The organism is Nitrosomonas cryotolerans ATCC 49181, assembly GCF_900143275.1.
Lineage (GTDB): Bacteria > Pseudomonadota > Gammaproteobacteria > Burkholderiales > Nitrosomonadaceae > Nitrosomonas > Nitrosomonas cryotolerans.
Genome location: NZ_FSRO01000001.1, coordinates 1,161,784 through 1,188,162 on the forward strand (window position 1 = coordinate 1,161,784; position 26,379 = coordinate 1,188,162).

Annotated in this window: 21 protein-coding genes; 10 read left to right on the forward strand and 11 right to left on the reverse strand. The window is 42.4% G+C overall.

Features of this window, described 5'->3' with window-relative positions; genetic code table 11:
• Positions 1-2: 2 nt before the first annotated feature.
• Together BUQ89_RS05140 and BUQ89_RS05145 are read right to left on the reverse strand one after the other, a co-directional pair.
• On the reverse strand, positions 3-1,169 hold the full coding sequence (locus tag BUQ89_RS05140; protein ID WP_028461473.1) for an efflux RND transporter periplasmic adaptor subunit: 1,167 nt from the start codon (positions 1,167-1,169) through the stop codon (positions 3-5).
• Positions 1,166-2,446 carry a TolC family protein gene (locus BUQ89_RS05145; protein WP_028461472.1) on the reverse strand — a complete coding sequence of 427 codons (1,281 nt, stop codon included), beginning with the start codon at positions 2,444-2,446 and terminating at the stop codon, positions 1,166-1,168. Before BUQ89_RS05145 ends, BUQ89_RS05140 begins: the two co-directional genes overlap by 4 nt.
• A gap of 376 nt (positions 2,447-2,822) precedes the next feature.
• Between BUQ89_RS05145 and BUQ89_RS05150 the strand changes: the two genes are divergently transcribed.
• Entirely contained in the window at positions 2,823-3,275 is a 453-nt protein-coding gene (locus tag BUQ89_RS05150; RefSeq protein WP_028461471.1) for an NUDIX hydrolase, read from the forward strand.
• Positions 3,276-3,279: 4 nt separating this feature from the next.
• Entirely contained in the window at positions 3,280-4,356 is a 1,077-nt protein-coding gene (gene mnmA, locus BUQ89_RS05155; RefSeq protein ID WP_028461470.1) for a tRNA 2-thiouridine(34) synthase MnmA, read from the forward strand.
• A gap of 256 nt (positions 4,357-4,612) precedes the next feature.
• Here mnmA and BUQ89_RS05160 read toward each other — a convergent pair whose 3' ends face one another.
• On the reverse strand, positions 4,613-5,230 hold the full coding sequence (locus BUQ89_RS05160) for a glutathione S-transferase (protein WP_028461469.1): 618 nt from the start codon (positions 5,228-5,230) through the stop codon (positions 4,613-4,615).
• A 117-nt stretch (positions 5,231-5,347) separates the two neighbouring features.
• On the opposite strand from BUQ89_RS05160, the gene purB reads away from it, so the two are divergent.
• From purB to BUQ89_RS05185, 5 genes are all read left to right on the forward strand, one after another.
• Complete coding sequence (gene purB, locus BUQ89_RS05165; RefSeq protein ID WP_028461468.1) at positions 5,348-6,724, forward strand: adenylosuccinate lyase; 1,377 nt, start codon at positions 5,348-5,350, stop codon at positions 6,722-6,724.
• A 157-nt stretch (positions 6,725-6,881) separates the two neighbouring features.
• Positions 6,882-7,460: a nucleotide exchange factor GrpE gene (gene grpE, locus BUQ89_RS05170; protein WP_425434854.1), complete on the forward strand. Its 579-nt coding sequence runs from the start codon at positions 6,882-6,884 to the stop codon at positions 7,458-7,460.
• A gap of 68 nt (positions 7,461-7,528) precedes the next feature.
• The gene (dnaK, locus tag BUQ89_RS05175; protein WP_028461466.1) at positions 7,529-9,463 is read left to right on the forward strand and encodes a molecular chaperone DnaK; all 1,935 of its coding nucleotides are present in this window, start codon (positions 7,529-7,531) and stop codon (positions 9,461-9,463) included.
• Between the two features lie 149 nt (positions 9,464-9,612).
• Complete coding sequence (gene dnaJ, locus BUQ89_RS05180) at positions 9,613-10,722, forward strand: molecular chaperone DnaJ (RefSeq protein WP_028461465.1); 1,110 nt, start codon at positions 9,613-9,615, stop codon at positions 10,720-10,722.
• 1,073 nt (positions 10,723-11,795) lie between these two features.
• Positions 11,796-12,833, forward strand: coding sequence for a porin (locus BUQ89_RS05185; protein ID WP_245812901.1), 1,038 nt, complete (start codon positions 11,796-11,798; stop codon positions 12,831-12,833).
• Between the two features lie 61 nt (positions 12,834-12,894).
• Here BUQ89_RS05185 and BUQ89_RS05190 read toward each other — a convergent pair whose 3' ends face one another.
• The gene (locus BUQ89_RS05190) at positions 12,895-13,296 is read right to left on the reverse strand and encodes a hypothetical protein (RefSeq protein WP_051537583.1); all 402 of its coding nucleotides are present in this window, start codon (positions 13,294-13,296) and stop codon (positions 12,895-12,897) included.
• A gap of 229 nt (positions 13,297-13,525) precedes the next feature.
• Here BUQ89_RS05190 and BUQ89_RS05195 point away from each other — a divergent pair, with 229 nt between their 5' ends.
• Positions 13,526-14,446 carry a LysR family transcriptional regulator gene (locus BUQ89_RS05195; RefSeq protein ID WP_028461462.1) on the forward strand — a complete coding sequence of 307 codons (921 nt, stop codon included), beginning with the start codon at positions 13,526-13,528 and terminating at the stop codon, positions 14,444-14,446.
• A gap of 227 nt (positions 14,447-14,673) precedes the next feature.
• Here BUQ89_RS05195 and rluD read toward each other — a convergent pair whose 3' ends face one another.
• Positions 14,674-15,741: a 23S rRNA pseudouridine(1911/1915/1917) synthase RluD gene (gene rluD, locus BUQ89_RS05200; RefSeq protein ID WP_051537582.1), complete on the reverse strand. Its 1,068-nt coding sequence runs from the start codon at positions 15,739-15,741 to the stop codon at positions 14,674-14,676.
• Between the two features lies 1 nt (position 15,742).
• Here rluD and BUQ89_RS05205 point away from each other — a divergent pair, with 1 nt between their 5' ends.
• Entirely contained in the window at positions 15,743-16,543 is an 801-nt protein-coding gene (locus BUQ89_RS05205; RefSeq protein WP_028461461.1) for an outer membrane protein assembly factor BamD, read from the forward strand.
• 46 nt (positions 16,544-16,589) lie between these two features.
• On the opposite strand, the gene BUQ89_RS05210 is transcribed toward BUQ89_RS05205, so the two are convergent.
• Together BUQ89_RS05210 and BUQ89_RS05215 are read right to left on the reverse strand one after the other, a co-directional pair.
• Positions 16,590-17,033: a universal stress protein gene (locus tag BUQ89_RS05210; RefSeq protein ID WP_028461460.1), complete on the reverse strand. Its 444-nt coding sequence runs from the start codon at positions 17,031-17,033 to the stop codon at positions 16,590-16,592.
• 223 nt (positions 17,034-17,256) lie between these two features.
• Entirely contained in the window at positions 17,257-18,072 is an 816-nt protein-coding gene (locus tag BUQ89_RS05215) for an alpha/beta hydrolase (protein ID WP_245812903.1), read from the reverse strand.
• A gap of 594 nt (positions 18,073-18,666) precedes the next feature.
• Between BUQ89_RS05215 and BUQ89_RS05220 the strand changes: the two genes are divergently transcribed.
• The gene (locus BUQ89_RS05220) at positions 18,667-20,307 is read left to right on the forward strand and encodes a diguanylate cyclase (RefSeq protein ID WP_051537581.1); all 1,641 of its coding nucleotides are present in this window, start codon (positions 18,667-18,669) and stop codon (positions 20,305-20,307) included.
• Between the two features lie 54 nt (positions 20,308-20,361).
• Here BUQ89_RS05220 and BUQ89_RS05225 read toward each other — a convergent pair whose 3' ends face one another.
• The 4 genes from BUQ89_RS05225 to lpdA form a co-directional block, all read right to left on the reverse strand.
• Positions 20,362-21,285, reverse strand: a complete 924-nt coding sequence (locus tag BUQ89_RS05225) for an alpha-L-glutamate ligase-like protein (RefSeq protein WP_245812904.1) — start codon at positions 21,283-21,285, stop codon at positions 20,362-20,364.
• Between the two features lie 28 nt (positions 21,286-21,313).
• Positions 21,314-22,822, reverse strand: a complete 1,509-nt coding sequence (locus BUQ89_RS05230) for an inactive transglutaminase family protein (protein ID WP_245812906.1) — start codon at positions 22,820-22,822, stop codon at positions 21,314-21,316.
• Positions 22,823-22,863: 41 nt separating this feature from the next.
• Positions 22,864-23,505 (reverse strand): ATP-dependent zinc protease family protein, encoded by a 642-nt coding sequence (locus BUQ89_RS05235; protein WP_245812907.1) that lies wholly within the window; start codon positions 23,503-23,505, stop codon positions 22,864-22,866.
• A 1,021-nt stretch (positions 23,506-24,526) separates the two neighbouring features.
• Positions 24,527-26,311 (reverse strand): dihydrolipoyl dehydrogenase, encoded by a 1,785-nt coding sequence (lpdA, locus tag BUQ89_RS05240; RefSeq protein ID WP_028461454.1) that lies wholly within the window; start codon positions 26,309-26,311, stop codon positions 24,527-24,529.
• Positions 26,312-26,379 lie beyond the last annotated feature (68 nt).

Sequence of the window (26,379 nt, forward strand, 5' to 3'; positions counted from 1 at the left end):
GCTTAATCCAGTCCAGCGCGTTTGCGTTGATTGTTTATATGAAAAGCGCCATCTATGATGATGGATTGATCCTTATCGAGTCCTTTTAGTATTGGTCGTACACCATTAATAGTATCTCCTAGCTGGACAGGTGTCAGAATAAATTGGTTGTTATCTTGCGCAACGAATACATGATCCCGATTATTTTCGCGTACGACTGCTCCAGTTGGAACAACTAAATGTATTTTCGGGGCATCAGTGATATGCATAATGGCCAACATGGCCGGCTTAAGTTTGCGTTCTGAATTACTTACCTGCGTGCGCACAGTGACGATACGCTGCTCCGGGCTAACCGTATCGGCAACAAAGATAATCTGACCCGTGATCTTTGTATTATTTAGTGCGGGTATCTGAATTTCGACTTGCTGTCCTTCAGACACTTTACTGACATCCTGTTCCGGTACGCCACCGATTACCCAGACAGTAGCTAAGTCTGCGATCAGGAATAGTTGATCGGCAGGTTTGACTACTTGACCAACAGCGACATTACGCTCAATAACTGTACCATCTCTGGATGCAGTGATGCTAACAGAGGGTAGAATCTGTCCGCGTTTTGCGAGCTCATTGACTCCTTTTTTTCCAACACCCAGCATCCGTAGATGATCTGTTGCTGCGCTTAGCTCAGCGCGAAACACTTGCAGTTCTGATTCGCGTCGCTGCAGTTCAGCGCGCCCAATCACATCGGCCGCGAGCAGCTGATGTGCACGTTCGGCTGCTCGCTGCGCTAAGGTAGCTTGTGAATAGGCACGTAAATAGGCGAGTTGCGCCTGAGTTAATTCCGGGCTGGAAATATGTGCCAATGTTGTTCCGACCTTAACATCGTCACCCACCATGGCAGGCACATCAACGATGCGTCCTGTAACGCTAGCACCAATACGAGCCAGTTCATGCTGATTAACTTCGATATGGCTGGGAACCTTTAAGGTATCTACAATTTTGACTAATTTAGGCTTCCCTATTTTGATGCGTTGAGCCATATTTGGGCTAAGGGTTACACTATATTCATTTTCAGTCGATTCCGACTGAATTATTTCATCCTCAGAGGAATCCACAGGTTTTTCACTATCACATCCAGTGAGAAATAGAGCGGTGAGTAAGGCCGCACCCTTGATTAGGGCAGTAGTTTTCATTCGTGAGCTTGCTCCTTGGGATAATGGGCGCGTAATCGATCAATTTCTGTGGCAGCGGATTGCAATTCAAAACGTGCCTGCAATAGTTCCGCGAGTACGCCGCGTAATACACGTTGAGTGTCGAGCACTTCAATAAAACCGCGCTCACCAAGACGATAAGCAGTTTGGGCAATTCTCAGCGCCAATTCAGCCTCTGTGACGATACCTCCCTCAAACATTTCGACTCTGCGCTGGGCGATCTGTTTAGCCTGCCAGGCGGATTCGAGTTGCTGTCCAATCTCAAAGCGACGGTATTCCAGTGTTTCGCGTATTCTTGCGGAATCAAAGATAGCGCCATCAATCTCGCCTTGGCGACGGTAAAAAAGCGGAATCTTTACATTAATACCGGCTGTATTGGAGGCGAACTGGGCATCTTGAAAATTTCTGTATAAAATACTCACAGAAGGCAGTACGGTGGCTCGTTCTTCGTCAATACGTAACTGTGCGCGATCCTGCTCGGCCTCTAAACGGACAATATCTGGATTAACAGCTGGAACTTCCTGACGTAATACCGCTAATGGCGGAAATGCGACGGGGTCATTTAGTGAGGCATTAATTTTGAAGTTAGGCTGCAACGTACCGGCGGTGAGTCGTACGAGTGCAATCCGCGCCCGTTCCGCATTCAGGAGTGCGGCCTCTTTACGGCTGGCCGCACTGAGTACCTCTGTGTCGGCTCGAATTAACTCAAAACGCGCCGCTTCTCCTATATCAACACTGACTTTAATGCGACGAGATATTTCCTGCATCAGATCGTGGATGCTGGTTTCCATGAGCGCAAGTTCTTGCCGCAATAAGAGTTCATAGGCACTGACCCGTAACTGTGCCGCCAGATCTGCGCGTACTTGATGAAGACTGGCCTGACTTGCTCCGACACCTGCCTGGGCGGAATCAATGCGCGCTGCTCGCAGGAAAGGATTCTCAATGGGTTGACTGACCGTTATTTCGCGCTGATTTGAAGCCGGTCCCGTTTCTGATATAGGTAACCGTGGTCGGTCAGGACCCGCCATTACGGTTACTTCCGGATTGGGGAAAGCGGCAGCGCCGACAACATTCGCTTTAGCAATGTCAACCTGAGATTGCGCGGCACGTACGAGTCCATTGGCCTGCAATCCCAGTCGTTGTAAGTCTTCAATGGTAAGTGCTAGAGTGGGTTCTTCTTGGGCTGACGCAAGTGTGGCTGGAAGCGCGAGGATCAGACTGCTGAGTAATAAAAAAAGATAAAATGAGGACGTCTGCATACGGCCTTTCTAAATGTATTGGAATTATATGATATATGATTATCAGATTTCATCAATCTTAAATTAAACAGAATTAGCCTTCATTTCTTTCGGTAAAAGCAGTATTCTGAGTTTAATTTAAATTAAGAACGGGTAATTCTGGACTACTTTTGTGGACTTAAAATTGAATCCGGCCAGTTATAAGACCTGATTTTTCTGTGCGGAAAGGAACTTAAATATAAAAAATGGCATTGATTTAATCTCTTGAACTGATATAAAGAAGATCGAAGATTGTTCGGAGGTAACGGCAAGCTTGCTATCCAAGTTTGCCAAAATAGCACGGTATGTTCAATACGATATGAAGATACATATTAATTTTTGATATTTATGGGACACAATGATTTGGAAGCTAAACGTTACCGTTGCTGCGGTTATTGAACAAAATGGAAGATATTTGCTGGTGGAGGAAACAATACAAGGCGTTTCTAAAATAATGCTGAACCAGCCTGCAGGACATCTGGATCCTGGTGAATCTATTATCGAGGGTACCGTTCGAGAAACCTTGGAAGAGACTGCCTATACCTTTGTTCCGCAATATCTATTGGGTATTTATCAATGGCATTCCTCCTGTAATGATACAACTTATCTCCGTTTTGCGTTAGGTGGGGATGCGACGAACCATGACTCTGAGCGTATACTGGATTCAGGAATCATACGTACAACCTGGCTTAGCGTGGCCGAGATGAATGAGTCGATTGATCGTCACCGTAGTCCACTGGTCATGCAATGTGTTCGAGATCATCTCGCGGGAAAACACTATCCGTTAGAAATGCTTACGTATTACAATTGATGCAATGAAAAAACAACGTGTAATAGTGGGCCTGTCGGGTGGTGTTGATTCATCTGTAGCGGCCTGGTTGCTGAAACAACAAGGTTATGATGTGATTGGCCTGTTTATGAAAAACTGGGAGGAGGAGGATACAGACACGTATTGTTCTTCGCGCCAGGATTTTATTGATGCAGCGTCGGTAGCTGATATCATCGGAATTCCGCTGGAAGTGGCAAATTTCTCTACAGAATATAAGGAACGCGTATTTTCCCTTTTTCTTGCTGAATATCAGGCGGGACGGACACCGAATCCGGATGTGTTGTGTAATGCCGAAATCAAGTTCAAGGCATTTCTGGATCATGCAATTAATCTGGGTGCGGATTATATTGCAACCGGTCATTATGCGCAGGTACGGAAAATAAATGACTCATATCAATTGCTAAAGGGAGAAGATGGTACGAAAGATCAAAGCTATTTTCTCTACCGGTTGAATCAGTCTCAGTTAGCCAGAACGTTGTTTCCCGTGGGAAATCTCTATAAACGAAATGTGCGTAGAATTGCACAAGAACAGAAGTTACCTAATTTTTCTAAAAAAGATAGCACGGGGATTTGCTTTATCGGGGAAAGGCCATTCAGAGAGTTTCTTAAACGTTATTTACCCCACGAGCCAGGGGAAATAAGGACATTCGAGGGAAAGACAGTTGGTGAACATATAGGTTTGATGTATTACACTATTGGACAGCGGCAGGGGTTAGGAATTGGTGGTGTCCAAAATAGCAGTGATAAGCCCTGGTTTGTTGCAGGGAAAAATATGACGGATAATATTCTGATTGTTGTACAGGGGCATGATCATGCTGAGTTGCTGCGTTCTACGTTGACTGCTGCCGATTTGACGTGGATTAACGGTAAAGCGCCGCACTGCGATTGGGTGTACACAGCTAAAACGCGTTATCGTCAATCTGATGCACCTTGCGCGATTGTTCGTGTCAATCAAGCTGCTTGTCAAATTGAGTTTGCTCAATCGCAGTGGGCTGTAACGCCCGGTCAGTCGGTAGTGGTGTATGAGAGCAAGGTATGTCTGGGTGGTGGGATCATCGTATAGTAAAAAGTAATGCGCCCATTATGTGGTTTTTACCTGGCATCTTTTGCGAATCCGGATTGATCCACGAATAGAAATATATATTTTAAATCAATAGGTTGTGTTTATTTTTTTATTTGATGGGTTAGATAGCCGCTCTGTTATCTGGATACGAAATAAGGCGACCGATGGTTATTGATCGACACGATCTTCAAGCTATGAGATCAGTTATTGTTAGGGAGTATTTATCATGGGATCATGGAAAAATAAACAGGGATAATTATCCTTTAGGTGCCGTGTCGATAAATGAGGTCCGTTGCGTGAGTCTTCCTGCAAGACCGGTAAGGTTAGCGTAAGTGGCACGCCACTGAATTTCTGGAAAGCGTAGTGTCAGATAATCCATTGCGCAGCCCAGTGCAATGTCAGCCAATGTAAAAGTATGACCATGACACCATTCCCTGTCCCCTAGCTCAACTGCCGCGGCTTTTATACCCATTTCAATTTTCTGTTGTTGACGAGCTATCCATTCGTGGCTCTGTTGAGAGGTAGGTCGCTTGCGTTCTAGAAAAATAGTAGCGGCAGCATCACATATTCCATCTGCTAATGCTTCCCAGCGTTTCACCATGGTACGATCGTAGCTGGACCGGGGAATCAGATGTATCGCTGACTGAGGGCTCTCGATACTGTCAAGATACTCAGCAATGACGCGCGAATCATATAGAATATCTTCATTATCCATAATCAATACAGGTATTTTGCCTAACGGATTATGACTGGATACCCGAGTACTGCTGTCCCATGGGTTATCGACACTAAATTCATAATGAATTTGCTTTTCCGCAAGGATAATCCGTACTTTGCGCACATATGGACTGGTAAGGGATCCGATAATTTTCATAATATACCGTAATATAAATTATAGATTATACTGTTTTAGTAGCCCGTCTGGGATGCCGCCCATGAATTCAAGTACATATATGCTAGAATGCGCAACTTTTCAAGCATTGGAAACAGCATGAATTTTTCTCCGATTACTGCACTTTCTCCCTTGGATGGTCGTTATCAAAGCAAGGTGGCTTCGTTGCGTCCGTATTTTAGTGAATATGCATTGATTCACCATCGTGTCAAAGTAGAGATTGAATGGCTAAAAGCATTGAGTCGCGAGGTGGGCATTCAAGAGGTCCCTTCTTTTTCTGCCAATGCTACCAGGCAACTGGATGATCTGGTAGCGAATTTTTCCTTGGCAGATGGGGAAGCAATTAAAGCCATTGAAGCGCGTACTAATCATGATGTGAAAGCAATTGAGTACTGGTTGAAGGAAGCACTGGCAGAAAACGACGAGATTGTCAGAGTTACGGAATTTATCCATTTTGCTTGCACATCGGAAGATATCAATAACCTTTCATATGGATTGATGCTGAAATACAGTCGTGACCAGATCATGTTGCCCGCACTGGAAAAAATTATAACCGGTCTCGGTGAATTGGCACATCAGCTGGCTGATATGCCCATGCTTGCCAGAACCCATGGTCAGCCAGCCACACCCACTACAGTGGGTAAGGAAATGGCTAATGTGGTATTTCGCCTGCAGCGCGGATACAAGAAGCTGGCGACCATAGCCATATTAGGCAAGATAAATGGCGCTGTGGGTAATTATAATGCGCATTTAGCGGCCTATCCCAATTTAGATTGGGAAATGCTGGCACAACATTTCGTTGAGCAACTGGGTTTGGAGTTTAATCCTTATACGACTCAAATTGAACCACATGATGCTATTTCTGAATTATTTGATGCTTATGCGCGTATTAATACAATCTTACTGGATTTAAATCGTGATTTATGGGGATATATTTCACTGGGTTATTTTAGACAAAGAACCAGGGAAAACGAGGTGGGCTCATCAACTATGCCGCACAAAGTTAACCCAATTGATTTTGAGAATTCAGAAGGTAATCTCGGTATTGCTAATGCGTTGTTGCGACATTTAAGTGAAAAATTACCTGTGTCGCGTTGGCAGCGCGATTTAACTGATTCGACTGCTTTGCGGAATATGGGGGTAGCACTGGGCCATACCCTGTTGGCCTACGACTCTTGTGTTAAGGGCCTGAATAAACTGGATGTTGATTCGACGCAATTAATAAAGGACCTGGATAACGCCTGGGAGGTTCTGGCCGAACCCATACAAACGGTTATGCGTCGTTATGGTATTGCAAATCCTTATGAGCAGTTGAAAGCATTAACGCGCGGTAAAGCAGGTATTACCCGAGAGACCTTGCATACATTCATAATGAATCTGGAAATCCCGGATGTTGAAAAAAGCGCTTTGCTGGCAATGACACCACAGAACTATACGGGTAAAGCCAGCGCGCTCGCTCGGAAAATTGCCATATAAAGTATATTGTTCAAATAGAATCTCAAGGCATGATTCTTAGATCATTTTTCTTGATTGCAGTGACCCTAATCAATTTATAAGCTCGGAATAATTTTATTTTCTGGTGCTTGAAATCCAGAAAATTATCCCAATCTTCACCGGACAGAAATTAGGAGGTATGATGCAAAATTCAGAAAATTCAAAATCCGAACATCCTGAAATAGATCTAGATATTCATGCCGATACGGCAGAAAATACTAAGGATAAACCAATTGAATCAGAAGCAGCTAGTCAGCCCAGTCTGGATCAATTACTAAAAGAAGCGGAACTAAAGGCTGCCGAACATCACGATGCGTGGTTACGTGCTAAGGCTGATGCGGAAAATATGCGTAAGCGGGCCCAGGTAGATGTTGCTAATGCACATAAGTACGCGGTAGAGAATTTTTCTAGCGAACTGTTGGCCGTAGTGGATAGCTTAGAGGCTGCACTGACGGTTGAAAATGCAAGCGTAGAGAATTTTAAAGATGGTATGGAATTAACGCATAAGCAATTGATAACTGTTTTTGATAAATTCAGTATCAAGGTGATTAATCCCGTGGGAGAAAAGTTCGATCCCCATCAACACCAGGCTATGTGTACAGTAGATTCTGAGCTTGTCCCAAATACAGTAGTACAAGTGATGCAAAAGGGCTACAGATTACATGATCGAATCATTCGTCCGGCACTCGTATCTGTTTCAAAAACCAAAGATACTTGAAATTTCGATAAGAATCTCCACTTTTTGATCAGTTGATAGACAGAATTAATATTTAAAAGGATCCAGTCATGGCAAAAACTATCGGTATCGACTTGGGTACCACTAACTCTTGTGTAGCAGTGATGGAGAATGGTAAACCCAAGGTAATTGAAAATGCAGAAGGTGCGCGTACCACGCCTTCTATTGTCGCGTATACAGAAGATAATGAAATCCTGGTAGGGGCTTCTGCCAAGCGTCAGGCAGTGACCAATCCAAAGAACACCCTGTTTGCGGTTAAACGTCTTATTGGACGACGTTTTGACGAAGATATGGTGCAGAAAGATATTAAAATGGTTCCTTATAGCATCATCCGAGCAGATAACAATGATGCGTGGGTTGAAGTACGTGGTAAAAAAATTGCACCACCCGAGGTTTCCGCACAGGTTCTAATGAAGATGAAGAAAACGGCTGAGGATTATCTCGGTGAATCTGTGACTGATGCCGTCATTACTGTACCCGCCTATTTTAATGATTCGCAACGTCAGGCAACAAAGGATGCAGGGCGCATTGCTGGACTGGATGTAAAGCGGATTATCAATGAGCCAACTGCTGCCGCATTGGCTTTTGGTATGGATAAAAAAGAGGGTGATCGCAAAATTGTTGTATATGATCTTGGTGGTGGTACCTTTGACATTTCTGTTATTGAAATTGCTGAAGTAGAGGGCGAGCACCAATTTGAGGTGTTGGCTACGAATGGTGATACTTTCCTGGGCGGTGAAGATTTTGATTCGCGTGTGATGGAATACCTGGTCAATGAGTTTAAGAAAGAGAGCGGCATTGATTTAAAGCAGGACATGTTGGCATTGCAACGTTTGAAAGATGCTGCAGAGAAGGCTAAGATTGAGCTTTCATCCAGTCAACAAACCGAAGTTAATTTGCCTTATATCACGGCTGATTCAGCGGGTCCTAAACATTTGGCAATTAAAATTACGCGTGCTAAATTAGAAAGTCTGGTAGAACAATTAATAGAGCGTACAGCTGAGCCTTGTCGGATTGCAATGAAAGATGCTGGTCTATCTGCCTCGGATATCGATGATGTTATTTTGGTTGGTGGGCAAACGCGTATGCCCAAGGTTCAGGAGAAAGTAAAAGAGATTTTTGGCAAAGAACCGCGTAAAGATGTTAATCCAGATGAGGCGGTAGCAGTGGGTGCTGCCATTCAGGGTGGGGTGTTACAAGGTGATGTTAAAGATGTGTTGTTGTTGGATGTCACGCCATTATCTCTGGGTATCGAGACACTGGGTGGTGTGATGACTAAACTGATTCAGAAAAATACGACGATTCCGACCAAGGCACAGCAGGTATTTTCAACTGCAGATGATAGCCAGACTGCGGTAACAATTCATGTGTTACAGGGTGAACGTGAAATGGCTTCGGGTAATAAAAGCCTGGGGCAATTTAATTTAACAGACATCCCATCGGCCCCGCGTGGTATGCCGCAAATTGAGGTGGCATTTGATATTGATGCCAATGGTATATTACATGTATCCGCTAAAGATAAAGCGACTGGTAAGGAAAATAAGATAAAAATCCAGGCAAGCTCTGGTTTATCAAGTGAAGAAGTTGAGCGCATGGTGAAGGATGCGGAAGCTCACGCTGAGGAAGATCATAAGACATTTGAGCTTGTTTCTAGCCGTAATCAATGTGATGCGATGATCCATTCCACAAGAAAATCTTTGGCAGAACACGGCGATAAGCTGGATAACGATGAAAAATCAAAAATTGAGACCGCATTGAAGGATGCGGAGGATGCGCTCAAATCAAGTAATAAAGACGATATAGATGCCAAAACACAGGCGTTGACGGAAGCTTCGCATAAATTAGCTGAGAAAATGTATAAGCAGGAACAAGGTCAGCAGGCTCAATCCGATGCGGAATCAGCATCATCGAATAAGAACGAAAAATCAGTTGAAGGCGAGGTGGTCGATGCAGAATTTGAGGAAGTTAAGAATAACAAAAAATAAATTGCACATTTGAGCGGTTAAGATGCAGAGACGCAAAGAACGATAAATAAGATCTCTTTGTGTACTCTGCGCTTTGGCATTCAGTTGGAAAATAAAGAATCTTCCTTGAAGGAATAGCCTTACTTATAGCATGGTAACAGAAAATATATATGAATAAACGTGATTATTATGAGGTGTTGGGCATCAACAGGAATGCTGATGAAGATGCCATCAAAAAGGCCTATCGTAAGTTGGCAATGAAACATCATCCCGATCGTAATTCCGGAAATGTTGAGTCTGAAGAATTATTTAAAGAGGCCAAGGAAGCCTACGAAGTATTGACTGATGCCAGTAAACGTGCGGCATATGACCAGTATGGCCATGCGGGTGTCGATGCTAGCGCAGCGGGTGCAGGTGGTGCTCAGGGTTTCAGTGATGCATTTGGTGATATTTTTGGTGATATTTTTGGCGGGCGCGGGGCTCGTTCCAATATCCACCGCGGTTCAGATTTGCGCTACAACCTGGAAATCTCACTAGAACAGGCCGCCCGGGGAACTGAAACAAAAATACGTATTCCGACCATGGATACTTGTGATGTTTGCCACGGTGATGGCGCGAAGCCAGGCACTTCTCCGAAGACTTGTCCTACTTGTAATGGTCATGGACAGGTAAGAATGCAACAAGGATTTTTCTCAATCCAGCAAACCTGTCCAAAATGTCATGGTAATGGAAAGGTAGTTGCAAACCCTTGTGGAACTTGTCATGGTGCGGGTCGCGTTAAGCGACATAAAACACTATCGGTAAAAATTCCGGTGGGTGTGGATGATGGTGATCGTATTCGCTTATCTGGTGAAGGTGAAACCGGAGTAAATGGTGGTCCACCAGGTGATTTATATGTCGTTATTCACTTATCGGCTCATTCCGTATTTCAACGAGATGGCAATGATTTGCACTGTGAAATTCCGATTAGCTTTAGTGCTGCTGCGCTTGGAGGAGAGATTGAAGTACCCACATTAGATGGTCATGCCAAAATAAAGGTGCCAGCAGAAACACAAACGGGAAAAATCTTTAGACTACGTGAAAAAGGTATTAAAGGCGTGCGCAGTCATACTTATGGCGATCTGCTATGTCATGTTGTTGTAGAAACACCGGTAAAACTTACTGCGAGGCAGAGAGAATTATTGCACGAACTAGAAGAAATTAGCCAAACAGACGGATCTCGTCATAGTCCTCGTGCCAAATCATGGATGGATAAAGCACGAGAGTTCTTTTCAGAATAATTCAAAGCGCTTCACTTTACGGATGAATCGCTAAGCATATTGCTTAGATTCTTATGTCATACATTCAACGCTGGAGCACAACTCATGGCTAGCTTGATGTATGTGATTTGTGGATTGAATTATGGTTTGTGATCGTAGCAGGCTTTTTTCTATGCGGATAGTCCTGTTATCATTATCTGATTTTTCTGTATTGGTATGTGTTTTAATACATGCCGTATTCAAATTCAGAAGTGAAGCGGGGTTGAGTAATTATTTGTCGTTTATTTTATCCGGAAGAATTGCCTTAAAATATCCAACAATCAGATTCCTTCTTGTTAAGTAATTAATTATTAATCAGTATTTTTCAGATAATCCTCCAAAAACAGTAATCATATATCTCTGTATCCGTTATTAGATCTATAAAAATCATGCTCACACTTCTAGCGAAGTGACATTGTTGAGTATTGGATAAACTGGATGAGACCTTTGCAAAACCCCAATAGTTAAAAAGTTAACTATTTATAATCAATAGTCGAAAACTTCTGGCGAGGGCTTTTGCAAAAGTCTCTGGATATGTTGTTTTCTATCCCGTCGTAAGTTTCATGATCCTATATCTCTCCTACGGAGCTTAAATCACTCCGCAGGATTACCGATATACTAATACTAAGATCTTCCTGCGAATAATATACAGCTGATTGGATAATAATCCTGACTGCGTCACGGCCGGAATTCAATATAACGAAAATCCAACAACCACCTAATCAGATAGATCAATATTGAATATCTGAACTGGATCAGTTATAGAAAATATTGCGCGATACCCATGCGTTGAGTATCCTTAACCTGCGCTAGGTAAAGTTTCCATCTCCTTGTGCTTAGATCATAAGATGGTGTGTGTTGACACGGTGCTCTTAATAATAATTAATTTCTAGAATAGTGGAGGATTTACTTTGCTTGCTTATCATAAAGTGCGTAGTAGTAAAAATCTGTCTTTTGCACTATGCGGTCTGTTTCTTCTCTCGTCTCTTGGGTATGCAGGTGACGACGGGTTGGCTAAAAGCCTCACCGGTTTCAATTATAATGAAACCACCTTTATGAAATCTCTGGGCATCAGATTTGGTGGTTGGAGTGAAATTGGATTCACTGGTAATGTAGATGATCCGAGAGGAGGTAAAAATGGTGCCGTCACCTTTAATGATGGCGCCAATGAATTCAATTTACATCAAGCATATGGATTCATTGAACATGAATTAGATATACAAGGGGATAGTTGGGATATCGGCTTCCGAGCAGATCTATTATATGGGACTGATGCTCGTTTCTCTTCCGCAACTAATTTTGATACTAATGTTCTTGATACAGATAAGCGACGTCAGCTAGTATTTCCACAAGCTTATGTGGATATTTACATGCCGATAGGGAATGGAGTTGTGGCAAAAATTGGTCATTTTTATACCATTATCGGCTATGAGGTCGTTCCGGCACCGGATAATTTCTTTTTCTCGCACGCCTACGCAATGCAATATGGCGAACCATTTACTCATACGGGTGCCATGTTATCCTACGCGATTGATGATAATATCGTTATCACAGGCGGGGTAGTGACGGGTTGGGATGCAAATTTTAAACAACCCGCTAATTTCCTGGGAGGAGTGACTTATACTACAGATGATGAGCGGACTTCTTTAGCAGCTTCTCTGATTACTGGTGACGTTGAAACAAATGGTTTGAATAATGACCATAATCGGACCATGTATAGTATTGTGCTTAATCATGATTTAACTGATAACCTTCACTATGTATTGCAGCATGACATGGGTATCGAAGAGAAAACATCCTTGGCTCATTCAGCCAAATGGTATGGACTAAATCAGTATTTATTGTATGATATTTTGCATAATTTGGGAGCCGGACTGCGTATGGAGTGGTTCCGTGATGAGGATGGAACCAGAGTTAATGGTGTGGGTGATCACTTTATTGGCGTCACGGGTGGTCTGAACTATACACCGATATCTTGGCTGACTATACGCCCAGAAATCAGATATGATCGATCCGTTAATAACCAAACGTTTAATGATGGCAAGGACGATGATCAGATTCTCTTATCAATAAGCGGTATTTTTCGTTTCTAATTCGATATCAGATAAGAAGAAGGAAGAGGTTTATGCGCACTTAAATTTCTTCTTTTTTTGTTCATTCGCTGCCTCTTGGTCTGGTAGTGTCTGCCAGTCTTTTGACGTTGTCACAATAATATGCGCTACCAGATATACGCGGACCAGACCCATATCCTGTGGAACCGTTATTCCATACTACATGGGTAGCGTTCAAATCCACCGCCTGCTCCAAGGCCTTATGCTTTCCTTTTTCTTTCCAAGCCGTTACACGGGTTTTTCCATAGCTTGATGAGCCTTGGACATCGGCTAAAAATGTACAATTACTTATTTCTGATTCCGCGACTTGCTGAATATCGTAGTCATATTTCGATTCAGCAGCAACTACTGGCGTTATAAACAAGATGAAGGAAAGTATAAAGCAAGAAGTGATAGCTGCCCGATATATCATTAACGGTAAATCTAGCGAAAATTCGAATTTCATCAACGCTGCTCCTTTTGGAATCTTTGCTTATTTTCTCATTCGGGTAGCTAAGTGAAGATGACTAAAATAATGATAATCTGCTCTTTTTAGTCGACAGTGATATATTTGAACGAATAGCTACGCGCTTATGTTTGAATTGTTTCTACCAATAGTACCCGTGAAATAAATAATAGATAAGTGCTAAAAATAGAACTACATTGTTTCAATATAAGATACAATAAATTCACCTATGCAAGATCTTAATCTTTTCATGATTTTTGCACGAGTTGTGGAAGCAGGTAGTTTTTCAGAGGCCGCACGGCGATTAAATGTTTCTCGTTCAGCTGTTAGTAAAGCTGTTGCTAAGCTCGAGAAGTATTTTGGCGCCCGCTTACTCAATCGGAGCACTCGACATTTGAGCTTGACCGAAGCAGGCGCTGCGCTTGCCGAGCATTCTATGCGTATTTTGGAAGAGGTTGAGCAGGCTGAACAAGTAATCGGTAGCTTGCAAGTCGAGCCACGTGGACTATTAAAAGTAAGCGCATCAGTTGCGTTTGGCACATTGCATGTTGCTCCAGCGCTTGCTGATTTTCTCGCACGTTACCCTGAGATTAGGATTGATTTGACCATTACGGATCGCCCGGTCGATTTAGTAGAAGGGGGATATGATGTGCTGATTTGTGTGACAGGTGAGCCGGATCTTAATCTGGTAGCTCGCAAGCTTGCGCCGGTACGTCGCCAGCTATGTGCTACATTTCAATACTTTCAGCAACATGGCATTCCACAAACACCAGAAGACTTGGTAAAGCATAATTGCTTGGATTATACGCTCTCAGGTGAGCAGGGCTACTGGCGTTTTACCGGACCGGAGGGGGAAATTGCCGTTCCGGTATCAGGAACATTGCGGATTAACGATGACGATGCGCTTGCCGAGGCAGTTCTTGGTGGATTAGGTATCGCATTGCTGCCGACCTTCAGAGTTGGTAAAGATTTGCAAAATGGAAAGCTACAGGCTGTACTCTCTGAATATATACCGGTAGAGCGCTATGTTTACGCTTGTTATTTGCCAAGCCGGCATTTGCCTGCCAAGGTACGTTCTTTTATTGATTTTCTTGCAACGCGTATTGGATCAATTCCTTATTGGGACCGATCCGTCGAAGTGAGCGAATAAATGTAATAGAGTCGCTTGTAGTAGGATAATATTTTTTGCTATTTTATAGCAGTATCTGCTGCTCTTTCAGAATGACCGCAATACTATGCATTGTCGGATATATGGAGACCTGATTCATTATTAAACTATGTAGAAAATAGATAAATACTCAGAATCGAAATACATGGTTGTGCTATAAAATAAAATGAGTCTGTTGCTGAATCGAGAAAATACTGCTGTATGAGCATTCATTCGGAATCATCAGGATTAAGAAAATTTTTATCGGACTTTGACTGATGATAATATTCTCGCAATTTCTGTAATAAATGATTCATATCTTCGGGTAAAGTTGCTTCCCATTTCATTTTTTGTTTATTGTGCGGATGAATCAGCTCTAATCTTTGTGCATGAAGTGCCTGCCTGGAGAAATCGGTAATAATTTGTCTGGTTTCATGGGTTATTTTTTTTGGTTTACTGCCGTAAGTTGCATCACCCACTAAGGGATAGCCAATCCAGTGCATATGTACACGAATTTGATGTGTTCGTCCTGTTTCCAGGCTGCACTGTAGCAGAGTGAAATTTTCTAGCTGTTCTAAAACTCGATAGTGGGTGCGTGCTTGCTTACCCCTTTCAGTGACCGCCATTTTTGTGCGCTGAATCGGGTGACGTCCTATAGGGGCATCGACACAGCTGCCGCGGCTATCTTTAACCTGACCATGTACTAATGCCAGATAATCACGTTTTATGGCATGTTCCTGTAATTGGCGTACCAGGTTGGTTTGTGCTTCCAGAGTTTTTGCCACAACCAGCAAGCCGCTGGTGTCCTTGTCCAAGCGATGAACGATGCCTGCTCGTGGGACACTGTTCAATTGCGCTGCGTGATGCAGCAAAGCATTTAATAGGGTGCCTTGCCAGTTACCGTTGCCAGGATGAACCACCATTCCAACCGGCTTGTTAATGATAATGAGAGTATCATCTTCATAAACAATATCCAGCTTGATGGCCTCAGCGATATGGCTGATATCAGATGTACTATCTTGCGGCTCAACCTGAATTTGCTCATGACCCCAGACTTTTTGTTTGGGGCTTGTTACTTGAGCATCTACTGTTATGCGCTTTTCGAGTATCCATGTTTGCAGGCGATTACGCGACCAGTTGGGTAGTAAACGCGCTAAAGCCTGATCAAGACGAAGGCCCGCGTAATCCAGCGGAATGACTAGTTTAATAATAGTTTGATGCGATTTATCCGCTGCTGATGTAACAGGCTTTACGTTATAATCACCGAATATTTCTTTGTTTTTTTGATAATTTATCATGATGTTGAGAAGTTTAATTTTATTTCTAGCGTTATTGTTAGCGGCCTGTGGTTTGTTGCCAGAACGCCAGGAGGAGACCAAGAACTGGTCCGCGAGTAAATTTTATACTGAAGCCAAGGAAGAATTGAATAGTGGCAATTATGGTGCTGCGATTAAATTGTTTGAATCACTAGAAGCACGCTATCCTTATGGCCGATTCTCACAACAGGCTCAACTTGAAATTGCTTACGCATACTATAAAGATCAGGAGCAAGCTTCTGCTATTATTGCTGCCGATCGATTTATAAAATTACATCCTAATCATGTGAACGTAGATTATGCTTATTATCTCAAAGGTCTGGCAAATTTCAATGATAACTGGGGAATTCTGGGTATTGTGATGCAAAATATTCTTAAACAGGATATGAGTGAACGTGATTCAAAGGCTTCTCGTGAATCATTTGAAAATTTCAGTGAGTTGGTGGTGCGCTTCCCTGATAGCAAATATGCTCCTGATGCGATTCAGCGTATGGCACATCTGGTGAACGTAGTCGCAATGAGCGAGGTATATGTGGCACGCTATTATATGAAGCGGAAGGCCTATGTTGCTGCTGTCAATCGTGCTCAATTTGCGCTAAAAGAATATCCACGAACACCTGCGGCAGAAGAAATTCTATTTATCATGATGAAAGCATACGAAGCGCTTGAAATGACTGATTTGCGTGATGATGCGGAACGTGTTTTAAGAAGAAATTTTCCCGATAGTACCTATCTTACCCATCCGGTTGAGATAGGGGGCAGACCTTGGTGGAAATTTTGGTAGTCTCGTAAATGATAGATTTCACAATAATCTGTTGGTTTGTGTAGATTCAGTTGCCCGGTAAACGAACCGCTAACACATCGCAGCTGGCATAATGCAGGATGCTATTTGCTGTTGAACCCAGTAGCATCGCCAGTCCATGTCGTCCATGTGAGCCAGTAACAATTAAATCAATATTCTCTTGCTGAGACAATCGAATGATCTCCTGCTTCGGTTCACCCCAGATCATCCAGCGACGAGACGATTCAATATTTAATTGATTACTGATGTATATCATTTTCGATTTTTCTACTTCCAGTGCTTCATACGTTGAGTTTATATCCAATGATATGACTGTACCATAAGCAGTATCAGGCATCGCAATATTATCTAATACATGCAGTATATTTAATTTCGCATTAAATATGTCCGCTAATTGCTTTGCTTTATGGGCGACATAATGATCATCATCTGAGAAATCTATGGTTAATAAAATATTTTGGTAATGATTCATAACGTATTTTTCTGTTAATAAATGCTGTTCAGATACGATATTCTGTCGAGTGATTTTCTTAATACAAGGTCAAAATGACAACGGTTATATTACTACCATGAAAATATTCAAAAAGGAAGTTTGCCGTATTATAAAAATTATTTTATTCTCATGACCAGTGATGAGAAATAGATGGCTAACTCCAAACGAGGAAGTTGTTTTCGATAGTTGATATTATGATCGCTCACTGCCGGAGATAATGGTGTAAGAAGGCGGTAATACGTTGCTCATATACTCTTCCTGCATAAGTGTGCATATTAAAGTGTCCGGCGCCAGGTATGATCCAAATTTCTTTAGGTTCTCTGGCCGCGATAAATAACCGTTCAGTTTCTGGTAAGGTTGTGTGTGTATCGTGAGTGCCCGATATAAGTAGTAATGGGGAATTGAGATTGGCAATTTGGGTTATGGGATTTAGTTGACTGGTAGGAATATCTAAATAGAAAGATAATTGTGAAAGTAGCAGGGGCAGCAATAGAGGGCCAATCTCGCCAAAATGAAGTTTTAGCCGATTTTCAACTGCTTCTTCAATAGTGGGGTGCAATGACTCAAGTATGACAGCATCCAGCTTGAAAGAATGTTTTGCCAGAACGATAGCGGCGGCTCCCAGAGAAACGCCAATAGCAGCGATCCGTTCATTCGGAAAATTTTGCTGAAGAAAAGTGATGGAAGCATCTACGCTTTCAGATTCTCGAAAACCGAAGGTGATTCTTTTGCCAGGAGATTCTCCATGCGCTTGAAGATCAATAAGTAGGACACTATATCCTTGTGCATTTAGAAATCTAGCCCGACTCAACATCTCAAGCCGATTACTTCTCATTGAGTGAACAAGTAATATAGCACCGTTTCCACGATCCCCGTGGGCCAGCCAGGCATGCACATTATTTTCAGCATTAACTGGAAACTGAATCGACTCAACTGGAAGATCGGATGATAATGTTTCGACAGCACTATGCGCTGCCCCTGTCAGAAGCTCACCGATTGCAAAGATGACAATGCTCATGACAACTATCAAGGATAAAACTTGGAGAAGCAACCAGCGTGGCATAATAAATTAGAATGAGATATTGGGGTTGGAAAGTATAGTGCAAGGATCTTCTGGATGTAGCTCAGGAGTCGGTGTAATGGCGTTGAGGTAATCAGTATCCTGAGTTTCTGGAAGATGATTGTTTTTTTATTTAAATAGTAGCACCTGCTGGTTTCTGCGAAAAATTGAGTTTATAAAGTAGAACTCTCTCATAAGTTTTGCCGCGAAGCCTCTTCTAAATGGCTATAATCGACTTGGAAAGGATTATAGAGCGATTCCAATATTGGCGGCTGTAGATAATTTTGCCGCTCTTCGTGAAATAATATTGTTTATTTATTAGCTGCTTATGTCATTATCTCTTTTTGTATCAGTGAAAAAATGGTAAATAGAATGACTAGATCGACTATATTTGGATCATTCAGATAGTTATAGTGTTCATTATACTGCACATTGCAAAACGACGGCATGTTGGAACGATAAATTGATGAAGCATGTGGTGTGTGTAAATGCGAATCTATCTGATTGAATATGTGACGAATTCTGGAATAAAAGGGGATTGAATACATTATCATGACAGTACCATACGCTGAAAAATTGCCGGGAAAAATCAGTGAAATTGAAACAGCTTGGAAAGATTTCCAGATTGAGCAGAATGCCGAGATACTGCATGAATTATATCGCTTGGTACATGGACTGGCTAATTCCAGTAAGGCCTTTGGTTTTTTAGAACTCAGTACCGTAGCGCGTGCCCTGGTGCAGGACCTGAAACATTTGATTCATGTTGGAATCGTTACTAGCGGACCAGAGTTTGAGCAGATAAATGGACAAATGCTGGAACTACGGCGTGCGATGAATATAGCACCGAGCTATCTTCCTGAAATTATTCTAACTCCCACAGATATGGGTAGAATAAAACAAGAGCCTATTAATTCTAAACAGATTTTTTTGATTGATGATGATGTTGAAACTGCAGAAGATCTGGCGTTGCAATTACGTTATTATGGCTATGAGGTTAAAGTTTTTAATCAATTAGGTGAATTTCAGTCAGCAATAAAGCAGATTCCCAGCGCAATTGTTTTAATGAATATTGAATTTCCAGAAGATAGGCTGAGTGGCATTAAAGCGATTAAAGAAATTCAGAAAAATCTTGCTCAGCCCGCTCGAGTTATATTCATCTCGGCATATGATAATATCATTTTACGACTTGGTGCGGTGCGCGCCGGTAGTATTGCCTATTTCGTAAAGCCGGTTAACTCTGCGGAGTTAATTGACCAGCTTGATTCGTTAACATCATTTCAGGCCCAGGAGCCTTTTCGTGTATTGATTGTGGATGATAGTTCAGCTTTACTTGCTTATCATGAAGCAATACTTAAACAAGCCGGTATGGCTGTGAGAACGGTGCTCAAGCCAATGGATATTATGGAAACGTTACATGATTTTAATCCAGATCTGATTCTAATGGATGTGTATATGCCTGAATGTAGCGGCATAGAGTTGGCAAAAGTTATCCGTCAGTTGAATAATTTTGTCAGCATCGCAATTGTTTACCTCTCTTCTGAGAATGATTTTAATACGCAACTTGAGGCAATGAGTCTGGGTGGAGATGATTTTCTGGTTAAACCAATTGAGCCGCAACAGTTGGTTTCGGCGGTAACATCGCGAATTTTACGTGCTCGTTTGTTACGATCTTTTATGGTGCGTGACAGCCTTACCAGATTATTTAATCATACTTCTATTAAGGAGCAGTTTTCTCGAGAAGTAGCACGTTCACGCAGATTGGGAACGCCATTATCATTTGCAATGGTCGATATTGATTATTTTAAAAAGGTTAATGACACTTATGGCCATGCTGCGGGTGATCGGGTGATTAAGAGTCTGGCGCGACTCCTGAAACAGCGTTTACGACGGACTGACATAGTCGGACGCTATGGCGGGGAAGAGTTTGCAATAATCATGACCGATACAGATGCATTTTCGGCCGCGAAAGTGATGGATGAAATACGCAAGGCCTTCTCATATCTGGTTCATGTGAGTGATGATAAGGAATTCTCAGTCAGTTTCAGTTGTGGTGTCGCTGATCTTGCGCATTTTGCGGATGTAGCTAGTTTGGGTGATGCTGCTGATAAAGCGCTTTACCAGGCCAAAGAGAAAGGCCGTAATCAAGTAATGTTACATTCTGATTCCTCAGGCAACATGCAACCGTTAATTTAGAAAGAAACGGCCTTGAGATATCATGATGCGGTATAGATTATTAAAACGTGTGCATTATAGGTGAGATGAGGGTGCTTCGAAGCTCTCTGAGAAAGTTTTTTGACTGAAACGAACGCGCTGCTCAGGGGTGAATTCCATATTTTCTATTGCTTCAATCACAGCAACACGTGGCGCGAGTCCGGCGCTATTAGCGACCTGGATAGAAAGTCCGGGTCGTGCATTGAGTTCAATAATCATTGGCCCTAGGTTTTTATCTAAAACAATATCGACGCCTAAGTATCCTAATCCGGTCATCTCATAGCATGCTGCTGCAAGGGGTAGTAGCCTATCCCAGTGAGGGATCGCTAATTCAGAGAATGTTCTGCGAGTATCAGGGTGATGTGTGATCGGCTTTCCGAACTGAACCGCATGAAGTGCCTTACCGGTTCTGATATCGATACCCACGCCAACGGCACCCTGATGCAGGTTTGCCCTTCCATCTGATGCATGTGTTGTGAGCCTAAGCATGGCCATAATCGGATATCCCTTTAATATAATTACACGTAGATCAGGTATACCTTGGTGGCTGTAGTTAGCAAAAACGGGATCAAGCTGTATAAGGGATTCAATCATGACCATATCAGGCTTCCCCCCTAAGCTATGCAAACCACTTAGGATATTGGAGACGTGTCGTTCAATATCGGCCAGTTTTAATGCGTCACCGCTTGGTTTGAAATAAAGGTTATGATCATGTTTTGTGATAACCAGAATTCCTTTTCCGCCGCTACCTTTAACCGGCTTGATAACAAACTGGTTGTGAGTATCCAATAGTCTTTTAAGCTGCTTAACATCATGTTGGCAACGTAGAGTTCCAAGTAGTTCTGGAACAGAGATCCCCGCTTTTTGTGCGAGTAATTTCGTTTTTAATTTATCGTCAACGAGCGGGTATAAACGTCGCTGATTATATCGGGCAATTAAGCCAAAATTGCGCTGATTCATCCCAATGATTCCAGAACTTCGGAGTCTCCTAGGGCTTGCCAGAAACATTGCCTTGCTCCAGAGATTTAAAGCGATATAACTCGGATAAACGGTATCCGGTATATTGACCTAGAATCAGAATTAATGCCAGATTCACGAGCATTAATTCTGGAAAGTTAAAGGTCATATATTCTACGATTCGGTTCGTCATAAACAAATAAGCTATGATCGCCGTTAAGAGACTGCCCGCACCTTGAATGAACACCTCTCTCGCACCATCTTCTTCCCAGAGAATCGACATACGCTCAATTGTCCAGGCCAAGATGATCATCGGGAAGAAAGTGATTGTGAGCGCCTGGCTAAGGCCTAATTTATTACTGATAATACTGATGCTTGCCATAATTCCGATGACGACGATAATAACTGCTGAGATACGTGCCACGAATAATAAATTTAAATGTGATAGATAAGAACGTATCAGCAGACCGATACTGACCACAATCAGAAACATAATAATCCCTGTTACCAGCGTGGTCTGGATCAACGCTAGCGCAATGAGTATGGGCATAAATGTACCCGAAGTGCGTATACCAATCAGCAACCGTATGATAACGACAATTAGTGCGCCAATTGGTAATAACAAGATCATTTTAAAAGCATTTTGTTGTTCTATGGGTAAGCTGTAAATAGAAAAATCTATTAAGCTCGCCTGCTTATTCATACTTTCGCGTATAACCAGGTTTCTTGTGGATTGAACATGTTTAATAATAGAAAAAGAAACCTGTGAATGCTCGCCACCAACAACATCAAGCAGTGACTGTCCCCCCCGTTGCCAGATTAAAAAATCATCAGGTTTTCCGCTGTCACCGCTATCCTGGTTAAATATAATCCACCGCTCCCCGTCATGAACTTCAATAAAATTACTCAAGGATTGCCGCCGACGGCCATCTTCCAGATACAGGCCACGTACTATGCGCGCACTGATACCTTCCAATGCCAACAGGTTAATGACGAGATTGGTTTTATAGTCAACGCTAGAATGATCGTTGAGTAACAAACGTTGATTCTGGCTTGGCGATTTGGAATTCAATGTCTGAATTAATTCGCGCGTAAATATCGTTATGTTGGCTGATTTGGCGCGAACCTGATCAAGCAACGTCATGGCAGCAGTTTTAAAAACTTCGTCGAACTCAGGTTGTTCCGGTGCAGCGGGTAGATCGGAAGGTGCTGTTTTCGCGATAACCCTATCATTCTCATAGACGCTCAAGCGATAATAGGCCGTTTGTGTTCCGATTGCATTTCTTTTGCTCCATTGAGCCCGGCGCCCAGCTTGTGACATTAATTCACTAAATCCGTAATCGGGCGAAGCAAAATCTTCTTCCATAAAAATGATATTTGGATTTTTAGGAGGTAAAGCAAAAGAGACGATAATTGGATCACCATGGGCGATAAAATCAATTTTTGCTTCGATTGTCCAGACCAGCTTTTTGTCATCGGGCAATAAGGGAAATCCGAGTATCAGATGTTTGTAAAGAATAAGGCCTATTCCAGCAGTCATTATCAAAATGACTAAAATGTATAATCTAAGTTTTGCGTGCATTACTTCGGTCTATGGTCAGTATTGTTGTCAGTCTTGGATGCCGTATATGCTTTGCTGACATCTACTATGGCAAGATCACGGAGAAAATTACGTCCGATCAGGATCTGGTGTTTAAATTTACTCCGATCTACCAAAGTAAAATCAATACTTTCGTCGATATTCGCTAATACTACGCGCATTTTGACAACGGGCCGCCGCTGTGATTCATTTTCTTGTTCCTTTACCCGTACATAACGACGTATACGACGCGTCAATTCTATTTTCTCGCCGGTGTCCGCATTAAAGACATGGAATTTCACATAAGGCTTTCCATCACGCTCGAAATTAATCATGTCAATGGCATTTAGAGAAGAGGTTTGAGCGCCGGTATCAATTCTGGCGCCGAATTCTAGACCCGGCGGATCAAGATAGACATTTTCAATCCCTCCTAATACGATACGAGCATCTTTAACATCTATATTATCACCTTGTTTTTCAGCGCCCATGTTCTTTTTGTTGTCGGCGTTAGGGCTGGTTCTGGCAGTGATTGAGTTTTCATCAGCCTGATTGTTTTCCAATGCTTTCTTCTGATTGAGTAATTCTGCAAATAAGGTGACTAATTCAGCTTCTCTAGCGCTGACGGCCGCTTCACGCGTCGCCACGTCATTCTCTCGCGGATTGCAGCCTGATAGTATGAAAAGAGTTAGAACGAAGAGTAAACAGTTACGAAAGGCTTGAGCTATAGGTAGAGTATCTATTTCCATAAAGAGTAACGTTTTCAGTATTCTAAATATTGGAGGATGACCACAGAATCAGTCTGGGCATTATCATATCGGTGTGTTTAAGTAGGCAATATGCTTCTTGGCACTCGTTATTTTTTTATTACTATTCTCTGGAATATATCGAACCCTGCCCGTTGCAGTAAACAAAGTATAAAAACAAGAATAGAATAACCTGATTGAAAAGTGCATATATATACGATGTTTTAAGAAATGAGGACTCCATAAGTTTTGATATTGAATGATAAGCACACCAATTTTAAATTTGACAGATTGGGGATATATTGAACTAATGGTTTCTTACGAGTATATATCACCGCGTTTTATAATAAAGAATGAGTTGGTAGGTGCTAAATTTATTCTGTTTGTGATATCTCTAAACTACATTATCACCCATTAATTCGACTTTCAAATATTTTTTAGTTTAGTAACAGGCGATATCATGATTCTTTTATTGAATTTGAGTGACAGTACAGGGTGTTGATTCAAACTTATTTTTAATGAGCAGCTAAGAATATCGTGATAATGACTTTGAGTCTCTGCATGGATTAAAAGTGGAAGATAAATAATCGTTTTTTATTTTGAAAAAATAGGCTCTTTCTAAGTAATTTTAGGAATCAATTCGGCTGTGGATTTTACAGAAATAATAAAGTAGTCATGAGTCAGTATTGAATTCGGATCTATTATTAAAATGAAGCAGATAGAGCTTTACCATCTCTTTTCAGTATGGCAACCCATCTCATATATGAGCTATACCGAGCGGCTGTTTCTTCTAATACCTGATTAACTTGCGGGATATCACTGTGGTTAATGCGTGTTTTCAGGGTATTTTGTTGGTTTGCGGCTTGCGATTTCAATGAGTAATGAGATGGGGTGGCCAGTCGCGGAAACCCAATTAATGTAGCTATTTTTTGGGTATATAAAGATCTGTAATAGAGCCCTCTGCAATTTCAGCCGCAAATAAAATGGTCTCTGAAAGGGTCGGATGTGGATGGATCGTGAGACTAATATCTTCCATATCGGCACCCATTTCTAGCGCCAATACTGTTTCGGAAATGAGTTCGCCTGCATTAACGCCAACGATGCTTGCACCCAAAATATGTCGGGTATTTTTATCCAGCAATAAATGAGTCATCCCTTCTTCACGAGCCATTGCAATTGCGCGCCCACTGGCTGCCCAGGGAAAGGTTACTTTTTCATAATCAATGCCCTGTTGTTTTGCTGCGTTCTCTGTCAGGCCCATCCAGGCAATCTCTGGATCGGTATAAGCGACTGAGGGAATGGTGCGCGCATCAAATACCACCTTATGTCCGGCAATAATTTCTGCGGCAAGTTTGCCTTCGTGAGTGGCTTTGTGTGCCAGCATCGGTTCGCCAACAATATCTCCAATTCCAAAAATATGTGGGATATTGGTCCGTAATTGTTGGTCAACCTGGATATAACCACGTTCATTGACGTGGATACCGATATTTTCAGCACCAATATCATGCCCATTGGGGCGGCGCCCAACTGCCATCAATATGCGATCGTAAGTCTGTGGCTCAGGTGCATTTTCTCCTGAAAAAGTCACTTTCAGGCCAGTTTTTTTTGCTTCAATTGCGGTTACTTTAGTCTTGAGATAAATCGCCTCGTAGCGTTTTTTTATACGTTTATAAAGTGGTTGAATAAGATCGGCGTCGGCGCCCGGAATAAGTTGTTCCATTAATTCTACAACACTGATTTTGCAACCCAGTGCATCATAGACTGTTGCCATTTCAAGGCCAATGATTCCGCCACCGATGATGAGCATGCGCTTGGGGATTTCTTCCAGCTTTAGTGCGCCGGTTGAATCAATAATCCGTGGATCATCATAAGGAAATCCGGGAATGCGTGCCACACTAGAGCCCGCAGCGATGATGCAATAATCGAATGAAACAGTTTTGGTTCCGGTGGGTGTTTCAACCTGAATCATATGATTTGTGGAAAATTGACCTGTACCTTGTATTACTTCGACTTTACGTTTTTTTGCTAATGCCTTTAACCCTTTGGTCAATTTACCTATTACGGATTCTTTCCAGGCCCGCAGCTTGTCGAGTGTGATTTTGGGTTTCCCGAAAACAATACCCTGGTGTTCAGCATCTTTCGCCTCAGTGATAACCTTAGCAACATGCAATAACGCTTTTGAAGGAATGCAGCCTACATTCAGGCAAACGCCACCGAGAGAAGGGTAGCGCTCTATTAATATGACTTTCTTGCCAAGATCAGCGGCACGGAATGCAGCAGTATAACCGCCTGGTCCTGCACCGAGTACGACTACCTCAGCGTGTATATCGCCATGTGGGAAATTTTTTATGCTGGCTAAGTCCGGTGCTATTTCAGGCTTGATTAACGGCGTATCTTCTGCTGTATCAATGCTGTTGCTCTGGATTTCAGTCGTTGGGAGGGTAGCAGTAGCTTCGGCTTGTTGATTGCTTGTTTCTAATGTCAGGATAGGCGATCCTTGCGATACCTTATCGCCGACTTTGACTGTTATCTCTTTGATGACTCCCGCCTGTGGGGCAGGTATTTCCAAAGTTGCTTTATCAGTCTCCAGTGTGATTAGAGGCGCTTCCTTCTCCACTACATCACCTGGACTGACCAATATTTCAATAATGGGAATATCTTTAAAATCCCCGATATCCGGGATTTCTATTTCGATGACTTGAATCATGGCTACCTTATTTAATTTGATAGATTGGGTTTGCATTCACCCAATTATGGAAATGCATGACTGACATG